This is a genomic window from Pseudomonas sp. Pseusp3 (genome assembly GCF_047304225.1).
In the GTDB taxonomy this organism is placed as follows: domain Bacteria; phylum Pseudomonadota; class Gammaproteobacteria; order Pseudomonadales; family Pseudomonadaceae; genus Aquipseudomonas; species Aquipseudomonas fluorescens_CD.
On sequence record NZ_JBGLYV010000110.1, the window covers coordinates 1 to 17,955 of the forward strand.

At 61.3% G+C, this 17,955-nt stretch carries 21 protein-coding genes; 19 read left to right on the forward strand and 2 right to left on the reverse strand.

Features of this window, described 5'->3' with window-relative positions:
* The 9 genes from ACCD00_RS25935 to ACCD00_RS25975 all read left to right on the forward strand — a co-directional run.
* Positions 1-1,276: chemotaxis protein CheA (locus tag ACCD00_RS25935; RefSeq protein ID WP_413428153.1), on the forward strand; the 1,276-nt coding region annotated here is incomplete at its 5' end.
* Positions 1,277-1,324: 48 nt separating this feature from the next.
* Positions 1,325-2,455 carry a protein-glutamate methylesterase/protein-glutamine glutaminase gene (locus tag ACCD00_RS25940; RefSeq protein WP_413428154.1) on the forward strand — a complete coding sequence of 377 codons (1,131 nt, stop codon included), beginning with the start codon at positions 1,325-1,327 and terminating at the stop codon, positions 2,453-2,455.
* Positions 2,455-3,195, forward strand: coding sequence for a flagellar motor protein (locus ACCD00_RS25945; protein ID WP_413428155.1), 741 nt, complete (start codon positions 2,455-2,457; stop codon positions 3,193-3,195). Before ACCD00_RS25940 ends, ACCD00_RS25945 begins: the two co-directional genes overlap by 1 nt.
* A gap of 15 nt (positions 3,196-3,210) precedes the next feature.
* Entirely contained in the window at positions 3,211-4,101 is an 891-nt protein-coding gene (gene motD / locus ACCD00_RS25950; RefSeq protein WP_413428156.1) for a flagellar motor protein MotD, read from the forward strand.
* Between the two features lie 43 nt (positions 4,102-4,144).
* Complete coding sequence (locus ACCD00_RS25955) at positions 4,145-4,933, forward strand: ParA family protein (protein ID WP_008000390.1); 789 nt, start codon at positions 4,145-4,147, stop codon at positions 4,931-4,933.
* Between the two features lie 126 nt (positions 4,934-5,059).
* Positions 5,060-6,001 carry a chemotaxis protein CheW gene (locus ACCD00_RS25960; RefSeq protein WP_413428157.1) on the forward strand — a complete coding sequence of 314 codons (942 nt, stop codon included), beginning with the start codon at positions 5,060-5,062 and terminating at the stop codon, positions 5,999-6,001.
* Positions 6,002-6,074: 73 nt separating this feature from the next.
* Positions 6,075-6,560 carry a chemotaxis protein CheW gene (locus ACCD00_RS25965; RefSeq protein ID WP_007980742.1) on the forward strand — a complete coding sequence of 162 codons (486 nt, stop codon included), beginning with the start codon at positions 6,075-6,077 and terminating at the stop codon, positions 6,558-6,560.
* The gene (locus tag ACCD00_RS25970; protein ID WP_413428158.1) at positions 6,561-6,953 is read left to right on the forward strand and encodes a DUF2802 domain-containing protein; all 393 of its coding nucleotides are present in this window, start codon (positions 6,561-6,563) and stop codon (positions 6,951-6,953) included.
* A 445-nt stretch (positions 6,954-7,398) separates the two neighbouring features.
* A complete protein-coding gene (locus tag ACCD00_RS25975) occupies positions 7,399-7,920 on the forward strand; it encodes a hypothetical protein (protein ID WP_413428159.1) in 522 nt (173 codons plus the stop codon).
* Positions 7,921-8,206: 286 nt separating this feature from the next.
* On the opposite strand, the gene ACCD00_RS25980 is transcribed toward ACCD00_RS25975, so the two are convergent.
* A complete protein-coding gene (locus tag ACCD00_RS25980) occupies positions 8,207-8,536 on the reverse strand; it encodes an EscU/YscU/HrcU family type III secretion system export apparatus switch protein (RefSeq protein ID WP_413428160.1) in 330 nt (109 codons plus the stop codon).
* Positions 8,533-10,110, reverse strand: a complete 1,578-nt coding sequence (locus ACCD00_RS25985) for a flagellar hook-length control protein FliK (protein WP_413428161.1) — start codon at positions 10,108-10,110, stop codon at positions 8,533-8,535. Before ACCD00_RS25985 ends, ACCD00_RS25980 begins: the two co-directional genes overlap by 4 nt.
* A 199-nt stretch (positions 10,111-10,309) precedes the next feature.
* On the opposite strand from ACCD00_RS25985, the gene ccmA reads away from it, so the two are divergent.
* The 10 genes from ccmA (at position 10,310) to ACCD00_RS26035 (ending at position 17,677) form a co-directional block, all read left to right on the forward strand.
* Positions 10,310-10,945 (forward strand): cytochrome c biogenesis heme-transporting ATPase CcmA, encoded by a 636-nt coding sequence (gene ccmA, locus ACCD00_RS25990; RefSeq protein WP_085716985.1) that lies wholly within the window; start codon positions 10,310-10,312, stop codon positions 10,943-10,945.
* A complete protein-coding gene (gene ccmB, locus ACCD00_RS25995) occupies positions 10,942-11,610 on the forward strand; it encodes a heme exporter protein CcmB (protein ID WP_007980754.1) in 669 nt (222 codons plus the stop codon). Before ccmA ends, ccmB begins: the two co-directional genes overlap by 4 nt.
* A gap of 73 nt (positions 11,611-11,683) precedes the next feature.
* A complete protein-coding gene (locus ACCD00_RS26000) occupies positions 11,684-12,439 on the forward strand; it encodes a heme ABC transporter permease (RefSeq protein ID WP_007980756.1) in 756 nt (251 codons plus the stop codon).
* On the forward strand, positions 12,436-12,612 hold the full coding sequence (gene ccmD, locus ACCD00_RS26005; RefSeq protein WP_007980758.1) for a heme exporter protein CcmD: 177 nt from the start codon (positions 12,436-12,438) through the stop codon (positions 12,610-12,612). The genes ACCD00_RS26000 and ccmD overlap by 4 nt, the downstream gene beginning before the upstream one ends.
* Positions 12,609-13,064 (forward strand): cytochrome c maturation protein CcmE, encoded by a 456-nt coding sequence (gene ccmE / locus ACCD00_RS26010; RefSeq protein WP_413428162.1) that lies wholly within the window; start codon positions 12,609-12,611, stop codon positions 13,062-13,064. Before ccmD ends, ccmE begins: the two co-directional genes overlap by 4 nt.
* Positions 13,065-13,067: 3 nt before the next feature.
* Positions 13,068-15,056: a heme lyase CcmF/NrfE family subunit gene (locus ACCD00_RS26015; protein ID WP_413428163.1), complete on the forward strand. Its 1,989-nt coding sequence runs from the start codon at positions 13,068-13,070 to the stop codon at positions 15,054-15,056.
* Positions 15,053-15,589, forward strand: a complete 537-nt coding sequence (locus ACCD00_RS26020) for a DsbE family thiol:disulfide interchange protein (RefSeq protein WP_413428164.1) — start codon at positions 15,053-15,055, stop codon at positions 15,587-15,589. Before ACCD00_RS26015 ends, ACCD00_RS26020 begins: the two co-directional genes overlap by 4 nt.
* Positions 15,586-16,059: a cytochrome c-type biogenesis protein gene (locus ACCD00_RS26025; protein ID WP_413428165.1), complete on the forward strand. Its 474-nt coding sequence runs from the start codon at positions 15,586-15,588 to the stop codon at positions 16,057-16,059. Before ACCD00_RS26020 ends, ACCD00_RS26025 begins: the two co-directional genes overlap by 4 nt.
* Entirely contained in the window at positions 16,052-17,254 is a 1,203-nt protein-coding gene (gene ccmI, locus ACCD00_RS26030) for a c-type cytochrome biogenesis protein CcmI (protein ID WP_413428166.1), read from the forward strand. The genes ACCD00_RS26025 and ccmI overlap by 8 nt, the downstream gene beginning before the upstream one ends.
* Before the next feature lie 15 nt (positions 17,255-17,269).
* Complete coding sequence (locus ACCD00_RS26035) at positions 17,270-17,677, forward strand: hypothetical protein (protein ID WP_413428167.1); 408 nt, start codon at positions 17,270-17,272, stop codon at positions 17,675-17,677.
* Positions 17,678-17,955: the final 278 nt, after the last annotated feature.

A 17,955-nucleotide genomic window follows, 5' to 3' on the forward strand; every position in this document is an offset into this window, starting at 1 on the left:
GGCCAAGGCACCCGAGCCGAAAGCCGAAGCGCCGGCCCCGGTCGCTGCTGCACCTGCTGCAGCCCGTACTCCGGCCGCGCCACCGGCGGAAAAACCGGCGAGCGAAGCCGAGACCACCGTACGTGTCGATACCGCGCGTCTCGACGAGATCATGAACATGGTCGGCGAGCTGGTGCTGGTACGTAACCGCCTGGTCCGCCTGGGCCTCAACAGCGGCGACGAAGCCATGTCCAAGGCCGTGTCGAACCTCGACGTGGTCACGGCCGACCTGCAAACCGCGGTCATGAAGACCCGGATGCAACCGATCAAGAAAGTCTTCGGGCGCTTCCCGCGCCTGGTTCGCGACCTGGCTCGCCAGCTCAAGAAAGAGATCAACCTGGAACTGGTCGGCGAAGAAACCGACCTCGACAAGAACCTCGTCGAGGCCCTGGCCGACCCGCTGGTCCACTTGGTGCGCAACGCAGTCGACCACGGCATCGAATCGCCGGAAGAACGCGAAGCCTCGGGCAAGGCCCGTGGCGGCAAAGTCATCCTGGCGGCCGAGCAGGAAGGTGACCACATCCTGCTGTCGATCTCCGATGACGGCAAAGGCATGGACCCGAACGTCCTGCGTTCCATCGCGGTCAAGCGCGGCGTGATGGACAAGGATGCGGCCGATCGCCTGAGCGACACCGAATGCTACAACCTGATCTTCGCCCCGGGGTTCTCGACCAAGACCGAGATCTCCGACGTGTCGGGTCGTGGCGTGGGCATGGACGTGGTGAAAACCAAGATTTCCCAGCTCAACGGTTCGATCAACATCTACTCGGCCAAGGGCCAGGGTTCGAAGATCGTCATCAAGGTGCCGCTGACCCTGGCGATCATGCCGACGCTGATGGTCATGCTCGGCAACCAGGCGTTTGCGTTCCCGCTGGTGAACGTCAACGAGATCTTCCACCTCGACCTGTCGACCACCAACGTCGTGGACGGCCAGGAAGTGGTGATCGTGCGGGACAAGGCGCTGCCATTGTTCTATCTCAAACGCTGGCTGGTCAGCTCCGCCGCTCACGAAGAGCAGCGCGAGGGCCATGTGGTGATCCTTTCGGTGGGCACGCAGCGGATCGGCTTTGTCGTCGATCAACTGGTGGGCCAGGAAGAAGTGGTCATCAAGCCATTGGGCAAAATGCTCCAGGGAACCGCAGGCATGTCCGGCGCCACCATCACCGGTGACGGCCGCATCGCGCTGATTCTCGATGTTCCGAGCATGCTCAAGCGTTACGCCACACGGCGTATTTGATTCTGGTGGAGCGGGGCGCCTGGCCCCGCTCCATCTAATGGAGTGTTTATGGCAGTCAAAGTCCTGGTGGTGGACGATTCGGGGTTTTTCCGCCGCCGCGTCTCGGAAATTCTTTCAGCGGATTCGAATATCCAGGTCGTCGGCACGGCGACCAACGGCAAAGAGGCGATTGATCAGGCGCTGGCCCTCAAGCCCGACGTGATCACCATGGACTACGAGATGCCGATGATGGACGGCATCACCGCCGTGCGGCACATCATGCAACGCTGCCCGACCCCGGTCCTGATGTTTTCCTCGCTGACCCATGAAGGCGCGCGGGTCACCCTCGATGCGCTGGATGCCGGCGCGGTGGACTTCCTGCCGAAGAATTTCGAGGACATCTCGCGCAACCCCGAGAAGGTCAAGCAACTGCTGTGCGAGAAGATTCTCAGCATTTCGCGCAGCAATCGTCGAGTCAGCGCCTACAGCGCTCCGGCGCCTGTCGCTGCGCCAGCCCCGACGCCTGCGCCTTCCAGCGTGGGCAGTTATGGCAGCAGCGCGCCCGTGCGTCCGGCAGCGGCACCGATCCCGGCGCGTACGCATGCGGCCACTACGTCGTCGCCCGCGCCAAAACGCAAACCCTACAAGCTGGTGGCCATCGGTACGTCGACCGGCGGCCCGGTAGCCCTGCAACGGGTCTTGACCCAATTGCCGGCCAGTTTCCCGGCCCCGATCGTGCTGGTTCAACACATGCCGGCCGCCTTCACCAAGGCCTTTGCCGAGCGCCTGGACAAGCTCTGCCGCATCAGCGTCAAGGAAGCCGAGGATGGCGACATCTTGCGTCCGGGCCTGGCACTGCTGGCGCCGGGTGGCAAGCAGATGATGATCGACGGCCGCGGCGCAGTGAAAATCCTCCCGGGCGACGAGCGTCTGAATTACAAGCCATGCGTGGATATCACGTTCGGTTCGGCGGCCAAGTCCTACGGCGACAAAGTTCTGGCGGTGGTCCTGACCGGCATGGGCGCCGACGGCCGTGAAGGCGCGCGCCTGCTCAAGCAGGGCGGCAGTTCGATCTGGGCGCAGGACGAAGCCAGTTGCGTGATCTACGGCATGCCGATGGCCATCGTCAAAGCTGAACTCGCCGACGCGGTGTACAGCCTCGACGACATTGGCAAGCACCTGGTCGAGGCCTGTATCTGATGGATGTCCTAAGCCTGATCGGCATCATCATGGCCTTTGTCGCCATCATCGGCGGCAACTACCTTGAAGGCGGTCATCTGGGCGCCCTGGCCAACGGCCCGGCAGCACTGATCGTGCTCGGTGGCACCATTGGCGCCGCGCTGCTGCAATCGCCGATGAGCGCCTTCAAGCGCGCCATGCAGATCCTCGCCTGGATCCTGTTCCCGCCTCGCGTTGACCTGGCCGGTGGCATCGACCGCGTGGTGAACTGGAGCCTGACCGCCCGCAAGGAAGGCCTGCTCGGCCTGGAAGGTATCGCCGACGCCGAGCCCGACAACTACGCGCGCAAAGGCCTGCAGCTGCTGGTCGACGGCGCCGAGCCGGAAGCGATCCGCAGCATTCTGGAAGTGGACTTCTATACCCAGGAAAGTCGCGATGTCGAAGCGGCCAAGGTCTTCGAAAGCATGGGCGGTTACGCGCCGACCATCGGCATCATCGGTGCGGTGATGGGCCTGATTCACGTCATGGGCAACCTGGGTGATCCATCGCAACTGGGTAACGGCATCGCCGTGGCCTTCGTCGCCACCATCTACGGCGTGGCCAGTGCCAACCTGATGCTGTTGCCGATTGCCGCCAAACTCAAATCCATCGCGTTGCGCCAGTCGCGTTATCGCGAGATGTTGCTGGAAGGGCTCCTGTCGATCGCCGAAGGTGAAAACCCTCGCTCCATTGAGTTGAAGCTTCAAGGCTTCATGGATTGATGGGGGTAAAGGACTATGGCACGTCGTCGCCAGCATGAAGAGCATGTAAACCATGAACGTTGGCTGGTTTCCTATGCGGACTTCATCACCTTGCTGTTCGCCTTTTTCGTGGTGATGTACTCCATCTCATCGATCAACGAAGGCAAGTACAAGGTCATTTCCGAGGCATTGATCGGGGTCTTTACCGACTCCGACCGTTCGCTCAAGCCGATCCCCATCGGTGACGAGCGGCCGAAGACCGTGACCCCGGCCAAGCCGCTGGTCAAGGACAGTGACCAGGTCGATGCCGGTCTTGCCGGCGCCAGCGATCCGCTCAAAAGCATCGCCGACGACATCAGCGCGGCGTTCGGTGACCTGATCAGCTCCAACCAGATGACCGTGCGCGGCAACGAGTTGTGGGTCGAGATCGAGCTCAATTCCAGCCTGTTGTTCGGCAGTGGCGACGCCATGCCCAGCGACATCGCGTTCAACATCATCGACAAGGTTGCAGCGATCCTGAAACCGTTCGATAACCCGATTCATGTCGAAGGTTTCACCGACGATCAACCGATCCGCACCGCGCAGTATCCGACCAACTGGGAGCTGTCCTCGGCCCGCTCGGCAAGCATCGTGCGCATGCTGGCGATGCAGGGAGTGAACCCCGGTCGCCTGGCTTCGGTGGGCTATGGCGAGTTTCAGCCGGTGGCCAACAACGCCACTGCCGAAGGCCGCGCGCGCAACCGTCGGGTGGTGCTGGTGGTGTCGCGCAACCTCGATGTTCGCCGCAGCCTGACCGGCACCGGAACCGCCCATGCGCAACCGGATGCCGCATTGAAGCGTGCTGGCACACAAACTGCACCGACCCCGGTCAAGTCGCCGGTACGAGAGAGCGCCGTCAATTCTCCGTCACCCGCATTAACACGTTGAGCTATTTCTCGGTCGATCCATTCGGCCGGGAGGAACAATCCGAATGAGAGTCTGGGCAGTCGCCAATCAAAAGGGTGGTGTCGGTAAAACCACTTCCTCCATCGCTTTAGCCGGTTTACTGGCGGAGGCGGGCAAGCGCGTGGTCGTGGTCGATCTCGACCCCCACGGCTCCATGACCAGCTACTTCGGTTACGATCCCGACGCTCTGGAGCACAGCAGCTACGACCTGTTCCTGCACAAGGGCAACGTGCCGCAAGGCCTGCCGGGTCAACTGCTGTTGTCGACCAGTGACGAACGCATCTCCCTGTTGCCCTCCAGCACCGCACTGGCCACCCTTGAGCGCCAGTCGCCGGGGCAGAGCGGCTTAGGCCTGGTGATTGCCAAGAGCCTGGCGCAACTGTGGCAGGACTTCGATTACGCCGTGATCGACAGCCCGCCATTGCTCGGCGTGCTGATGGTCAATGCCTTGGCGGCGAGCCAGCAACTGGTGATCCCGGTGCAGACCGAACACCTGGCGGTCAAAGGCCTTGAGCGCATGGTCAACACCCTGGCGATGATCAACCGCTCTCGCAAACAGGCGCTGCCGTTTACCATCGTGCCGACGCTGTTCGACCGGCGCACCCAGGCGTCCCTCGGCACGTTGCGCGTACTACGCGACAAATTCCCCGACGAAATCTGGCAGGGCTATATCCCGGTGGACACGCGCCTGCGCGATGCCAGCCGTGCCGGACTGACCCCTTCGCAGTTCGATGGCAAGAGCCGTGGCGTTCTCGCTTACCGCGCGTTGCTCAAGCATCTGCTGGCGGCACAACTTGTTCCGCAGGTGGCCTGAGATGAATCCAGCCCCTGTAGGAGCGAGCTTGCTCGCGATGGACGACAACGATAACGCGGGCCTCCTGGAGATACGCGGCGCTCACACCTCCATCGCGAGCAAGCTCGCTCCTACAGGTGCGTGCCAATGAACCGGCCGTTGAAGACCACGTCGCGGCCGCAACTGGCTTTGCAGTCGTACCTGGATAGCTTGCTGCAGGAAGTGACCGAAGAATTCACGCTGCCCATAGAGGCAGTGGCCGAGGCTATAGCGGCCGAAGCGGTGCTGGACGAGTTCCAGGCCGCAGTGCTTGAAGAGCAGGCCCGCGACGCCGCAACAGCTGTCACGGCCGCTCCGGTGCAGGCATCGGTAGCGCCAGCATTCAAGGCTCCCGTGATCGAAGCCCCGGCACCAATCATGGCGCCGGTATCGACCATCGCACCGTTGCTCCAGGCGTTGGTGCCGCCGGCCGCAGAGGTGCAGCCAGCACCGGAGCCAGTGGTTGTCGAAGTGCATCAAGCGCTGGTGGCGCCCGTCGTTGAAGTTCATCTGCCGCCGAGCAATACGCCGCCACCGGTGGACACCGATGGTCGTCCGTCCTGGGCCGCCGAACCGTTCGAATGCCTGCTGTTCGATGTCGCCGGCTTGACCCTGGCGGTGCCGCTGGTGTGCCTTGGGTCGATTTACTCCCTGGCCGGTCACGAGTTGACACCGTTGTTCGGCCAGCCGGAATGGTTCCTTGGCATCCTGCCCAGCCAGGCCGGCAACCTCAAGGTGCTCGATACCGCGCGTTGGGTCATGCCCGACCGTTACCGCGACGATTTCAAGCAAGGCCTGCAATACGTGATTTCGGTCCAGGGCTACGAATGGGGCCTGGCCGTGCATCAGGTCAGCCGCTCGTTGCGTCTGGACCCGAATGAAATCAAATGGAGAAGTCATCGAGGTCAGCGGCCATGGCTCGCCGGCACGGTGATCGAACACATGTGCGCCTTGCTCGATGTTGCCTCCCTGGCCGAGTTGATCGCCAGTGGCGGGGCAAAGCACATGTCCGGCAGCAAGCCGAACCACACACCGACAAACATTAAATAAACAACAGGCGACGCCACTCGATGGCGTTGCACGAAACACACACCGCCAGGGCGGTTTCTTGAGGGGACAGGGTATGAATGACAAGGCGACGGCGGCAAAAGGTTCCGAAGATCCGATCCTGCAATGGGTCACCTTCAAGCTGGACAACGAGACCTACGGCATCAACGTGATGCGCGTTCAGGAAGTCCTGCGTTACACCGAAATCGCCCCGGTCCCGGGCGCCCCGAGCTACGTGCTGGGCATCATCAACCTGCGCGGCAACGTCGTCACCGTGATCGACACCCGTCAGCGCTTCGGCCTGATGAATGCCGAGATCAGCGACAACACCCGTATCGTCATCATCGAAGCCGACAAGCAAGTGGTCGGGATCATGGTCGACAGCGTGGCCGAAGTGGTTTACCTGCGTCAGTCGGAAATCGAAACCGCGCCGAACGTGGGTAACGAAGAGTCCGCCAAGTTCATTCAAGGCGTGTGCAACAAGAACAACGAACTGCTGATCCTTGTCGAGCTCGACAAGATGATGAGCGAAGAAGAATGGTCGGAACTGGAGAGTATCTGATTGATTCTCGAGGTTGCGGTCATTGTCCTGTTCCTGTTCTGGGCAGGCACGCTGGCAATGTTCCTGGCATACATCCGCGGTCAAAAGCAGATCGCCGCGCAACAGACCCAAGGTGATGCGCTGCGCGATCAGCGCATCAAGGACCTGGGCAAACGCGTCGACGACTACCAGAACGGCAATGTGCGCATGGGTGAAGACCTGCATGAGCTACGCGCGATAGTCGCGCCACTGCCGGACAAACTCGCCCAGCTGGAACAGCGTGATCCTTCGAGCCTGTCGTTTGCCCAGGCTGCGCGACTGGTCGGCATGGGCGCCAGCGTCGACGAACTGACCCAGTCCTGCGGCTTGACCCAGGCTGAGGCGGAGTTGATGAGCAAGTTGCACAAGAACTGAGTTTTGCGAACTCGCTGAAATGGCTTTCGCGAACAGGCTCGCTCCCACAGTCGTTCTATGTCGGACACAAAAGATGTGTTCACTGAAGATCGCCTGTAGGAGCGAGCTTGCTCGCGATGGTCGTTAACGATGACGCGGGTTTCCTGGAGAAACCCGGCGCTCATACCCCCATCGCGAGCAAGCTCGCTCCTACAGTGGTTCTATGTCGAACACAGAACAGGTGTTCACCTGAGATCACCTGTGGGAGCGAGCCTGCTCGCGAAGGCGCCTGCGAATGCGCCGCTATCATCCCCGCGATCCGACGCATCCCCCTTCATCCCCAGACAGGTATTACGCCGTCGTAGTCTCCTGCCTATAGCCTTCTCAGATCCCGCCGCCTTGTAATTGCAACCTGCCATCAGTAGTTTGATCATCTTGTTCAAAATATGCAGTGCCAGGGAGGCTTATGATCGACATTTTGCGTGGTACACCGCTGTGGGTTTATGCGGTTTTTCTGATCCTGACTTATTACGGTGTCATTGCCTGTTTCAAGAATCACGTGTCGAAAAGGTCATTGCAGATCACTCCGGTGATATTCGTGATCCTGTCTCTGGCTTCGCTGAATCTCTCCCAAGGTGTAGTCATTCCCCTCTCGGCCTACGTACTCGGGCTATTGGCTGGATCGTTACTCGCATTGCGTTTTTACTCGTACACGAATGTGAAGTGCGTGGGAGAAACGTTGGAGTTGGGCGGTACAGTCAAGGTGCTGATGGTGTATTGGGGCTTCTTTGCATGGCGTTACTACCTTGGCTATCAGGCAGCGATGTATCCGGAAATGGCCAATGAATTGCCGATGACGGCATGGTCGGCACTGGGGGCTGGCTTTATCAATGGATTGATTATTGGTCGCAGTCTCAAGCTTTTGCGTTTTTTCAAATTTGAAAGCGTCGCGCAGACATCGATGAAGAGAGTGCGCAAAAGCGGCTAGAAGCCTGTAGGAGCGAGCCTGCTCGCGATGGACGTTAACGATGACGCGGGCTTCCTGGAGAAACGCGGCGCTCATGCCTCCATCGCGAGCAAGCTCGCTCCTACAGTGGTTCCATGTCGAACACGGAGCATGTATTCACCTGTAGGAGCGAGCTTGCTCGCGATGGACGTCAACGATGACGCGGGCTCCCTGGAGAAACGCGGCGCTCATGCTTCCATCGCGAGCAAGCTCGCTCCTACAGTGTTTTTATGCCGGACATGGAATATGAAATGGCATCCTCGAATCCTCAGTAATCATCCCCGCGTTCAGTAATGTCCTTCTCGGCCAGCAGCGCTTCCTGATCCATCCCCGCCGGAAATTTCCCCTTCAGATTCCACGCAAATGCAATGATCTCGGCAATCGTCAGATAGAGCTCCTGCGGAATGCTGTCCCCCAGCTCCATGCGCGCCAGCAGTCTCACCAGTTCGGCGTTTTCGTAGATCGGCACTTCGCAGTCGCGGGCGATGCGCAGGATTTCTTCGGCCAGTTCTTCGTCACCCTTGGCGGTGAGGGTGGGGGCGTGGGTGCCGTCGTATTTGAGGGCGATGGCCTGGCGTGGGGTGTTGGGGTTGTTCATGCGGTGTCATCCACCCAGCGTTGTTCGAGGCGGGTTTGCGGGCCTTGGGGCGGTGTGCCGAGGTGGCAATCCAGGTCGCCGACGTTCAGGCCGGCGGACAGCAAGCGGTCACGCAGCCCGCTCAGATTGCTTTCGATCAGGCTGGCGGTGTAAGGCCGCTCTGCCCAGAGCTGGCTGGAGAGGGTGCCTTTGATCAGTTGCGCCTGAATTTGCAGCGGCCCCAAAGGCTCCATGGCGAAGGCCAACTCCACACGCCACAGCTGTTGTTTGGGTTCGCGTTCTTCGCGACGTTCCTTAGGCTGTTCTTTTTCGGGCGCGTCTTCACGCTGGATTTTGACCTGCAGCGGCACGATGTCCTGCATGTTGCGCATCGGGATTTCCAGCTGCCAGGTGCTCATCAGGCGGCCGTCGGCGGTGACGCCGGTTTGTTCCAGGCTCGACAGCTGATGGCTTTGCAGGCGCGATACTGCCGCAGCGGCCAGGCGCAGCAGGTGTTCGAGGTCGTCGTTTTCACCATCGGCGCTTTGTAACAGGCGTTCGGGCAGCGGGAAACCGGTTGGCGGCGGTTTGGCGCTGACCTGACCGAGCATGCCCAGGGCATTGCGGACAAAATTCGGCATGGCCTGGGCCAGGGTATTGGCGGCGATGATCGCGCCGAGGCTGGTGTTGGCCGGCAACCCCTGGCTCAACTGCGCAACCAGTTTGAGCAGGTCGCCTTTCATGTCCGGTGCGAGTGTCGGGTTTTGCCCGGTCAGCAGTTTGCTTTCGAGAAACACGCCGCTGCTGGCCAAAGCCTGAGCCAGGCCCTTGGGGGTGCTCAATTGCTGGACATCCGGCAGGCCGGCGAGCAGCCGGGTAGCGGCGCTGCGCAATTCAACGGAGGTCTGGTCCGAGGCCGGCAAGTTCTGCAGGAGCTTGAGCAAGCCGTCCAGCGAGCCCTGGCGGCTTTGCTGGTCGACCAGTTGCCGGGTCACCGCCAGTTGTTCCTGGCGGCTGCTCAGTGGCACGAACTTCACGGTCCGGGCGTCCTGCACCTGCGCGCTCAACAAGGTGCCGATGCGCAAGGGCTGCGGACTGTCGATGTTCAGGGTGCTGCCGCTCAGTGCGGTATTGAGCAGGCTCACCATCGAGCGAAACACCAACGGCTGGCCGGGCACCTGCGGCAGCACTTGCGAGGTCAATACCTTGCCCTGCAGCAGGGTACCAACGGGCAGTTGCGCGGTGTCGAGGCGGGTGAGGGTGGCGACGCTGGAGGCAATGGCCTGTTGCACCGTCACGGCCAGATTGCCGGCCGAGGGTTGGCTGACGACCAGCGTGGTGCCCTGGGCCAGCGGTTGATTGCCGGTGGTCTGGACCGTGGTCTGGCGGCCGTTGTCGAGGGTGACCTTGAGCAGCATCTGGAAAGTCTGATCCGCCTGCTTGAGCGACAACACTTCGGCCTGGGCGGTTTGACCGACGCTGATCAGGCCCTCCACCGGCGTCAGCAACTTGAGCAACTCACCGCTGACCACCTGCGCACGTGAAGTCACCGGGACGGTTTGCGCCAGCGGGAGGATGTTCATTTCGCCTGTCATACGAGGTCACAACCTGAGGAAAATGCACTCTTTAGAGTAAGGTCTGGCATGTATAATGCCGCGCCGTTGTATCCAAAAATGGCGAAAATTTTGCAATTGTTTGACGCAGCTCTCTAGAACAAGACGTCATTGCATCTATGCTGCATCTCTTTAACGGCCGCGCCAGTGCCGACTTGAACCGTATAAGGCCCGTGAACCCTTGACCAGTCCAGTCCTGCAAACCGTTGCCCTTGCCTGTGAGCGAGACCTTCGGCTGCTCTTCGAAAATCTCGATTTGAGACTGGCCAGTGGCGAAATGGTGCAAATCAGTGGCCCCAACGGCAGTGGCAAGACCAGCCTGCTGCGCCTGCTCTCGGGGCTGATGCACCCGACCGCCGGTCAAGTGTTGCTCAACGGCAAGCCCCTCGATGAGCAGCGCACTGAGCTGGCGCGCAACCTGCTGTGGATCGGCCATGCGGCGGGAATCAAGGATTTGCTGACACCGGAGGAGAACCTGAGCTGGCTCTGCGCCCTGCATCAACCGGCCTCCCATGAAGCGATCTGGCAAGCTCTGGCGGCGGTCGGATTGCGCGGTTTCGAAGATGTTCCCTGCCATACCCTGTCCGCTGGCCAGCGGCGTCGCGTCGCATTGGCGCGTTTGTATCTGGACAGCCCGCCGCTGTGGATTCTCGATGAGCCGTTCACCGCCCTCGACAAGCAAGGCGTGGCGCAACTCGAAGAACACCTGGCCGCTCACTGCGAACGTGGCGGCATGGTGGTGTTGACCACCCACCACACGCTGAGCCGGATGCCGGCCGCTTATCGCGACATCGATCTGGGGAATTGGGCCGTATGAGTGTTTTTGGCCTGTTGGTCGCCCGTGAGGCCCGTCTGCTGTTCCGCCGTCCCGCGGAGCTGGCGAATCCGCTGGTGTTTTTCGCCATCGTCGTTTCCCTGTTCCCGTTGGCGGTCGGTCCCGAGTCTCAATTGTTGCAAACCTTGTCTCCGGGGTTGGTCTGGGTCGCGGCACTTTTATCGGTTCTGCTCTCGCTGGACGGGCTTTTCCGCAGTGATTTCGAAGACGGATCCCTTGAACAGTGGGTCCTTTCGCCGCACCCCCTGGCTCTTCTGGTTTTAGCCAAAGTGCTGGCACACTGGGCTTTTTCCGGCCTGGCACTGGTTTTGCTCGCACCTTTGCTGGCACTGATGCTCGGTTTGCCTGCCGCCTGTCTGCCAGTGTTGCTGCTTTCGTTGCTGCTCGGTACACCGGTACTGAGCCTGCTCGGTGCGGTGGGTGCGGCACTGACAGTAGGGTTGAAGCGTGGTGGCCTGTTGCTGGCACTGCTGATTCTGCCGTTGTACATCCCGGTATTGATCCTTGGCAGTGGCGCCTTGCAGGCGGCCTTGCAGGGCATGCCGGCGACCGGTTATCTGCTGTGGCTTGGTAGTCTGACCGCCCTGGCGATAACCCTGACACCTTTTGCAATAGCTGCTGGCCTGAAGATCAGCGTCGGCGAATAATGAGGTCTGGTTGTTTTTTGACCAGTAAAGACCCTGGCTCTTCACAGTAAAGAGCAACCGTGATGGAAACAGTATGAACTGGACGTGGTTTCACAAGCTCGGCTCGCCCAAATGGTTTTACGGCATCAGCGGCAAAATGCTGCCCTGGCTGAGCGTCGCGGCGTTGCTGCTGATCAGCGTTGGCGTGGTCTGGGGCCTGGCCTTCGCGCCGCCGGACTATCAGCAGGGCAACAGCTTTCGCATCATCTATATCCACGTTCCGGCCGCCATGCTGGCGCAGTCCATCTACGTGATGCTGGCCGTGTGCGGCATCGTCGGGCTGGTGTGGAAAATGAAACTGGCCGACGTCGCCCTGCAATGTGCGGCGCCCATCGGCGCATGGATGACCGCCGTGGCGCTGGTCACCGGCGCGATCTGGGGCAAGCCGACCTGGGGCTCGTGGTGGGTCTGGGATGCACGACTCACGTCTATGCTGATCCTGCTGTTCCTGTACTTCGGTCTCATTGCGCTGGGCAACGCGATCAGCAATCGTGACAGCGCGGCCAAGGCCTGTGCGGTGCTGGCGATTGTCGGCGTGATCAACATCCCGATCATCAAGTACTCGGTGGAGTGGTGGAATACCCTGCACCAGGGCGCGACCTTCACCCTCACCGAAAAACCGGCGATGCCCGCTGAAATGTGGCTGCCATTGCTGCTGACGGCGTTGGGCTTCTATTGTTTCTTTGGCGCGGTGTTGCTGCTGCGCATGCGTCTGGAAGTACTCAAGCGCGAAGCCCGGGCCAGTTGGGTCAAGGCCGAAGTGGAAAACAGCCTGGAGGTCGCTCGATGAGTTTTGCTTCATTCGGCGACTTCATCGCCATGGGCCATCATGGCCTGTATGTCTGGTCAGCCTATGGCATCTGCCTGGCGGTGCTGGCCCTCAACGTGGCGGCGCCGATCCTGGCCCGCAAGCGGTATCTGCAACAAGAGGCGCGTCGTTTGCGCCGGGAGAACGGCAAGTGAATCCGCTGCGCAAAAAGCGTCTTATCATCATTCTCGCGATCCTGGTCGGGGTCGGCGCTGCCGTCGGCCTGGCCCTGAGCGCCCTGCAGCAGAACATCAATCTGTTTTACACACCGACCCAGATCGCCAACGGCGAAGCCCCGCTGGACACGCGAATTCGCGCCGGCGGCATGGTCGAGAAGGGTTCGCTGGAGCGTTCCAGCGATTCCCTGGACGTGAAGTTCGTCGTCACCGACTTCAACAAATCCGTGACCATCACTTATCGTGGCATCCTTCCGGACCTGTTCCGCGAAGGGCAGGGCATCGTCGCCCTGGGCAAGCTCAATGCCGATGGCGTGGTGGTGGCCGATGAAGTGCTGGCCAAGCACGACGAGAAGTACATGCCGCCGGAAGTGACCAAGGCATTGAAAGACAGCGGTCAATCGGCTCAAACGCCCGCGAAGGAGGGTTGATCCATGACATCCGGCATCTTTATTCCCGAACTGGGTCATCTGGCGATGATCCTGGCCCTGTGCTTCGCCCTGGCCCAGGCCGTGGTACCGCTGCTCGGTGCGTGGCGCAATGATCGCCTGTGGATGAGCCTGGCCCAGCCGGCCGCGTGGGGGCAGTTCACCTTTCTGGTGTTTGCCTTCGGCTGCCTGACCTACGCCTTCATGGTCGATGACTTCTCCGTGGCCTATGTGGCCAACAACTCCAACAGCGCGTTGCCGTGGTACTACAAGTTCAGTGCCGTGTGGGGCGCCCACGAAGGCTCCTTGCTGTTGTGGGCCTTGATTCTCGGCGGCTGGACCTTCGCGGTGTCGGTGTTTTCCCGGCAGTTGCCGCAGGTCATGCTGGCCCGCGTGCTGGCGGTGATGGGCATGATCAGCACCGGTTTCCTGCTGTTCCTGATCATGACCTCCAACCCGTTCAAGCGCATCCTGCCGCAAGTGCCCGGCGACGGTGCCGACCTCAACCCGTTGCTGCAAGACATCGGCCTGATCGTGCATCCGCCGATGCTGTACATGGGCTACGTCGGCTTCTCGGTGGCCTTCGCCTTCGCCATCGCCGCGCTGATGGGCGGTCGCCTGGATGCCGCGTGGGCGCGCTGGTCGCGTCCGTGGACCATCGTGGCCTGGGCGTTCCTCGGCATCGGTATTACCTTGGGTTCGTGGTGGGCGTACTACGAACTCGGCTGGGGCGGCTGGTGGTTCTGGGACCCGGTGGAAAACGCCTCGTTCATGCCATGGCTGGTGGGCACCGCACTGATTCACTCGTTGGCGGTCACGGAAAAACGTGGCGTGTTCAAGAGCTGGACCGTGTTGCTGGCCATCGCTGCGTTTTCGCTGAGCCTGTTGGGTACTTTCCTTGTGCGCTCCGGCGTGCTGACGTCGGTGCACGCCTTTGCGTCCGATCCGGAACGCGGGGTGTTCATCCTGATTTTCCTGCTGTTCGTGGTCGGTGGTTCATTGACGCTGTTCGCCCTGCGCGCGCCGGTGGTCAAGAGCCAGGTGGGCTTCAACCTCTGGTCCCGGGAAACGCTGTTGCTGGGCAACAACCTGGTGCTGGTGGTGGCGGCATCGATGATTCTGCTCGGCACCTTGTACCCGTTGATTCTGGACGCCATGACTGGCGCCAAGCTGTCGGTCGGCCCGCCGTACTTCAACGCGCTGTTCATTCCGTTGATGGCGCTGCTGATGGTGGTGATGGCGGTCGGCGTGATCGTGCGCTGGAAGGACACCCCGGTGAAATGGCTGGTGAGCATGCTGACGCCGGTGTTGTTGGGCAGCGCTGCCATGGCCGTGGTGGCCGGCGTCGCGTACGGCGATTTCAACTGGGCAGTGCTCGCCACCTTCATGCTCGCCGCCTGGGTGTTGCTGGCCGGCGTGCGTGACATCTTCGACAAGACCCGGCACAAGGGCCTGATCAAAGGCCTGCCAACCCTGACCCGCAGCTACTGGGGCATGCAGATCGCGCACCTGGGCATTGCCGTATGTGCGCTCGGTGTCGTGCTGTCGAGCCAGAACAGTGCCGAGCGTGACCTGCGCCTGGCGCCGGGCGAGTCCATGGACTTGGCGGGTTATCACTTCATCTTCGAAGGCGCCAAACACTTCGAAGGCCCGAACTTCACTTCCGACAAGGGCACCGTCCGGGTGATCCGCAACGGCAAGGAAGTCAGCGTGCTGCATCCGGAAAAACGCCTGTACACCGTGCAGAACTCGGTGATGACCGAAGCCGGGATCGACGCCGGGTTCACCCGCGACCTCTACGTCGCCCTCGGTGAGCCGCTGGGTAACGGTGCCTGGGCTGTGCGCGTGCACGTCAAGCCGTTCGTGCGCTGGATCTGGTTCGGTGGTTTGCTGACAGGTGCAGGCGGGTTGCTGGCTGCGCTGGATCGGCGTTATCGGGTCAAGGTAAAAAGCCGCGTGCGCGAAGCACTGGGCATGTCTGGAGCCACTGCATGAAGCGTTGGTTGATGTTGTTGCCACTGGCGATTTTTCTGGTGGTTGCCGTGTTTCTTTACCGTGGGTTGTACCTGGATCCGGCCGAGTTGCCTTCGGCCATGATCAACAAGCCGTTCCCGGAGTTTTCCCTGCCGGCGGTGCAGGGCGACAAGAGCCTGACCCGCGCTGACATCCTCGGCAAACCGGCGCTGGTCAACGTCTGGGGCACCTGGTGCATTTCCTGCCGGGTCGAACACCCGGTGTTGAACAAGCTGGCCCAACAGGGCGTGGTGATCTACGGCATCAACTACAAGGACATCAACGCCGATGCCTTGAAGTGGCTGACGGATTTTCATAACCCGTATGCACTGGATATCCGTGACGACCAAGGCTCGCTGGGCCTGAACCTCGGTGTATACGGCGCGCCGGAAACCTTCTTCATCGACGCCAGGGGCGTCATCCGTGACAAGTTCGTCGGTGTGATCGACGAGCAGGTCTGGCGCGAAAAACTGGCGGCCAAGTACCAGGCGCTGGTCGACGAGGCCAAGCCATGAAGCGCTGGATCGCTGCCGCCGTTCTGGGCCTGAGCATGGCGGGCGTGGCCCACGCGGCCATCGACACCTACGAGTTCGCCAACGAAGGCGATCGTGAGCGTTTTCGCGAGCTGACCAAAGAGCTGCGTTGCCCCAAGTGCCAGAATCAGGACATCGCCGATTCCAACGCCCCCATTGCCGCCGACCTGCGCAAAGAGATTTTCCGCATGCTCGGCGAGGGCAAGGACAACCAGCAGATCATCGACTTCATGGTCGACCGCTACGGTGATTTCGTCCGCTACAAACCGGCCCTGAATGCCAAGACCGCCTTGCTCTGGTTCGGCCCCGCCGGCTTGTTGCTCGGCGGTGTGGTGATCATCGCGGTGATCGTCCGCCGTCGTCGCGTGCAACGTGCCGACACCCCGGGCTCGCTTTCTGCCGAGGAGCGCTCGCGCCTCGACCACCTGTTGGATAAAACCAAGAATGATTGATTTCTGGCTCGCTGCAGGTCTGCTGCTTCTGGTTGCCCTGAGTTTTCTGTTGATCCCGGTGCTGCGCAGCCGTCGCGCCCAGCGTGAAGAGGATCGTACCGCCCTGAACGTGGCGCTTTATCAGGAACGCGTGGCTGAGTTGCAGACTCAGCAGGAAGAGGGCGTGCTCGATGCGGCGCAAATGGATGCCGGTCGCGCCGAAGCCGCCCGTGAGTTGCTGGCGGACACCGAAGGCGTCGAAACGCCGCAGGTATCGCGCTTGGGCAAACCCTTGCCGTTGCTGGCGGCCATTCTGGTGCCGGTGCTGGGTCTGGGGCTGTATATGCATTACGGTGCCAGCGACAAGGTCGAACTGACCCGCGAATTCTCCCAGGCACCCAAGACGATGGAGGAGATGACCCAGCGCCTGGAGCGTGCGGTCGCCGCTCAACCGGATTCCGCTGAAGGCACGTACTTCCTCGGTCGTACCTACATGGCTCAGGATCGCCCGGCGGATGCGGCGAAAATGTTCGAGCGCACGGTGAACCTGGCCGGGCGTCAGCCCGAGTTGCTCGGTCAATGGGCCCAGGCCCAGTACTTCGCCGATGGCAAAAAGTGGTCGGACAAGGTCCAGGCCCTGACCGACGAAGCGCTCAAGGCTGATCCGAAGGAGGTCACCAGCCTCGGTCTGCTCGGCATCGCCGCGTTTGAAGGCGAGCGCTATCAGGACGCCATTGATTACTGGAATCGCCTGCTGGCGCAGTTGCCGCCGGACGACAAATCCCGCGAGGCGTTACAAGGCGGGATTGTCCGGGCCACGGAGAAGCTGGTGGCCAGTGGCGGCAAGGTTGCGCAAGCACCGGCAGCCAAGGCCTCGGCTTTGCTCAAGGTCAGCGTCGATCTGGCAGCGGACCTCAAGACCAAGGTCCAGCCTGGCGACAGCGTGTTCATCTTCGCCCGTGCGATCTCCGGTCCTCCGGCCCCGCTGGCGGTCAAGCGCATGACCGTGGCCGACCTGCCGGTGACTGTCGAACTGGGTGATGCCGACGCGATGATGCCGCAATTGAAACTGTCGAACTTCCCTGAAGTCCAACTGGTTGCGCGTATTTCCCGTGCCGGCAAACCTACCGCTGGCGAATGGATCGGTCGCAGCCAGCCTCTGGCCAGCAGCACCACCGCGCCGCAAACACTGACCATCGACAGCCCGGACAAATAACAGGAAAACGCAATCATGACCGCATTCGCTCGTATCACCCTGCTCAGCGTCGTTATGGGGTTAAGCGCTTGTGCGGTCCAGCGACCAGCGGAGCATGAGGCACCACCGCCGATCCCGCCGTCGCAGCCCAGCCCCACGCCTTCGACGTCGCCCGTACCGAGCAAGCCGAGCATCCCGGCCAAACCCTCCAAGCCGTTGCCACGTACCTCGGCCAGCTTCGCGCCACCACCGGGGGGCAACAGCTATTGGGATCCGAAGCTTGGGGTGTATGTGCTGGATGACCAGCCCAATACTTTCTATCGCCAGCGTACCTACTATCGCTGGGATAATGGCTGGAGCCGGTCGATCAGTCCGAAGGGGCCGTGGGAGGAGACTGATATTCACGGTGTACCGGGTGGGCTGGGGCGGCAATTCGGGCAGTAACGCATCAAGGCGGCTTTCGGGTCGCCTTTTTTGTGCCTGCTCTGGAATGTGATTGGCGGTTCACTGCTGAACTCTGTGGGAGCGGGCTTGCTCGCGAAGGCGGCCTGACGGAGTACATATCCGTTTTTTGGGTAACGGCGGCTTATGGTTCCGCCCTTACGGCGGGTCCCTTTTGTCAAACGACACAAAAGGAACCAAAAAGTCTCGCCCCTTACGTACGGCCCCTCGCTTAGGCTCGGGGTTCCTTCGCTCCGGCATTCATCCGGGGGCATTGCCCT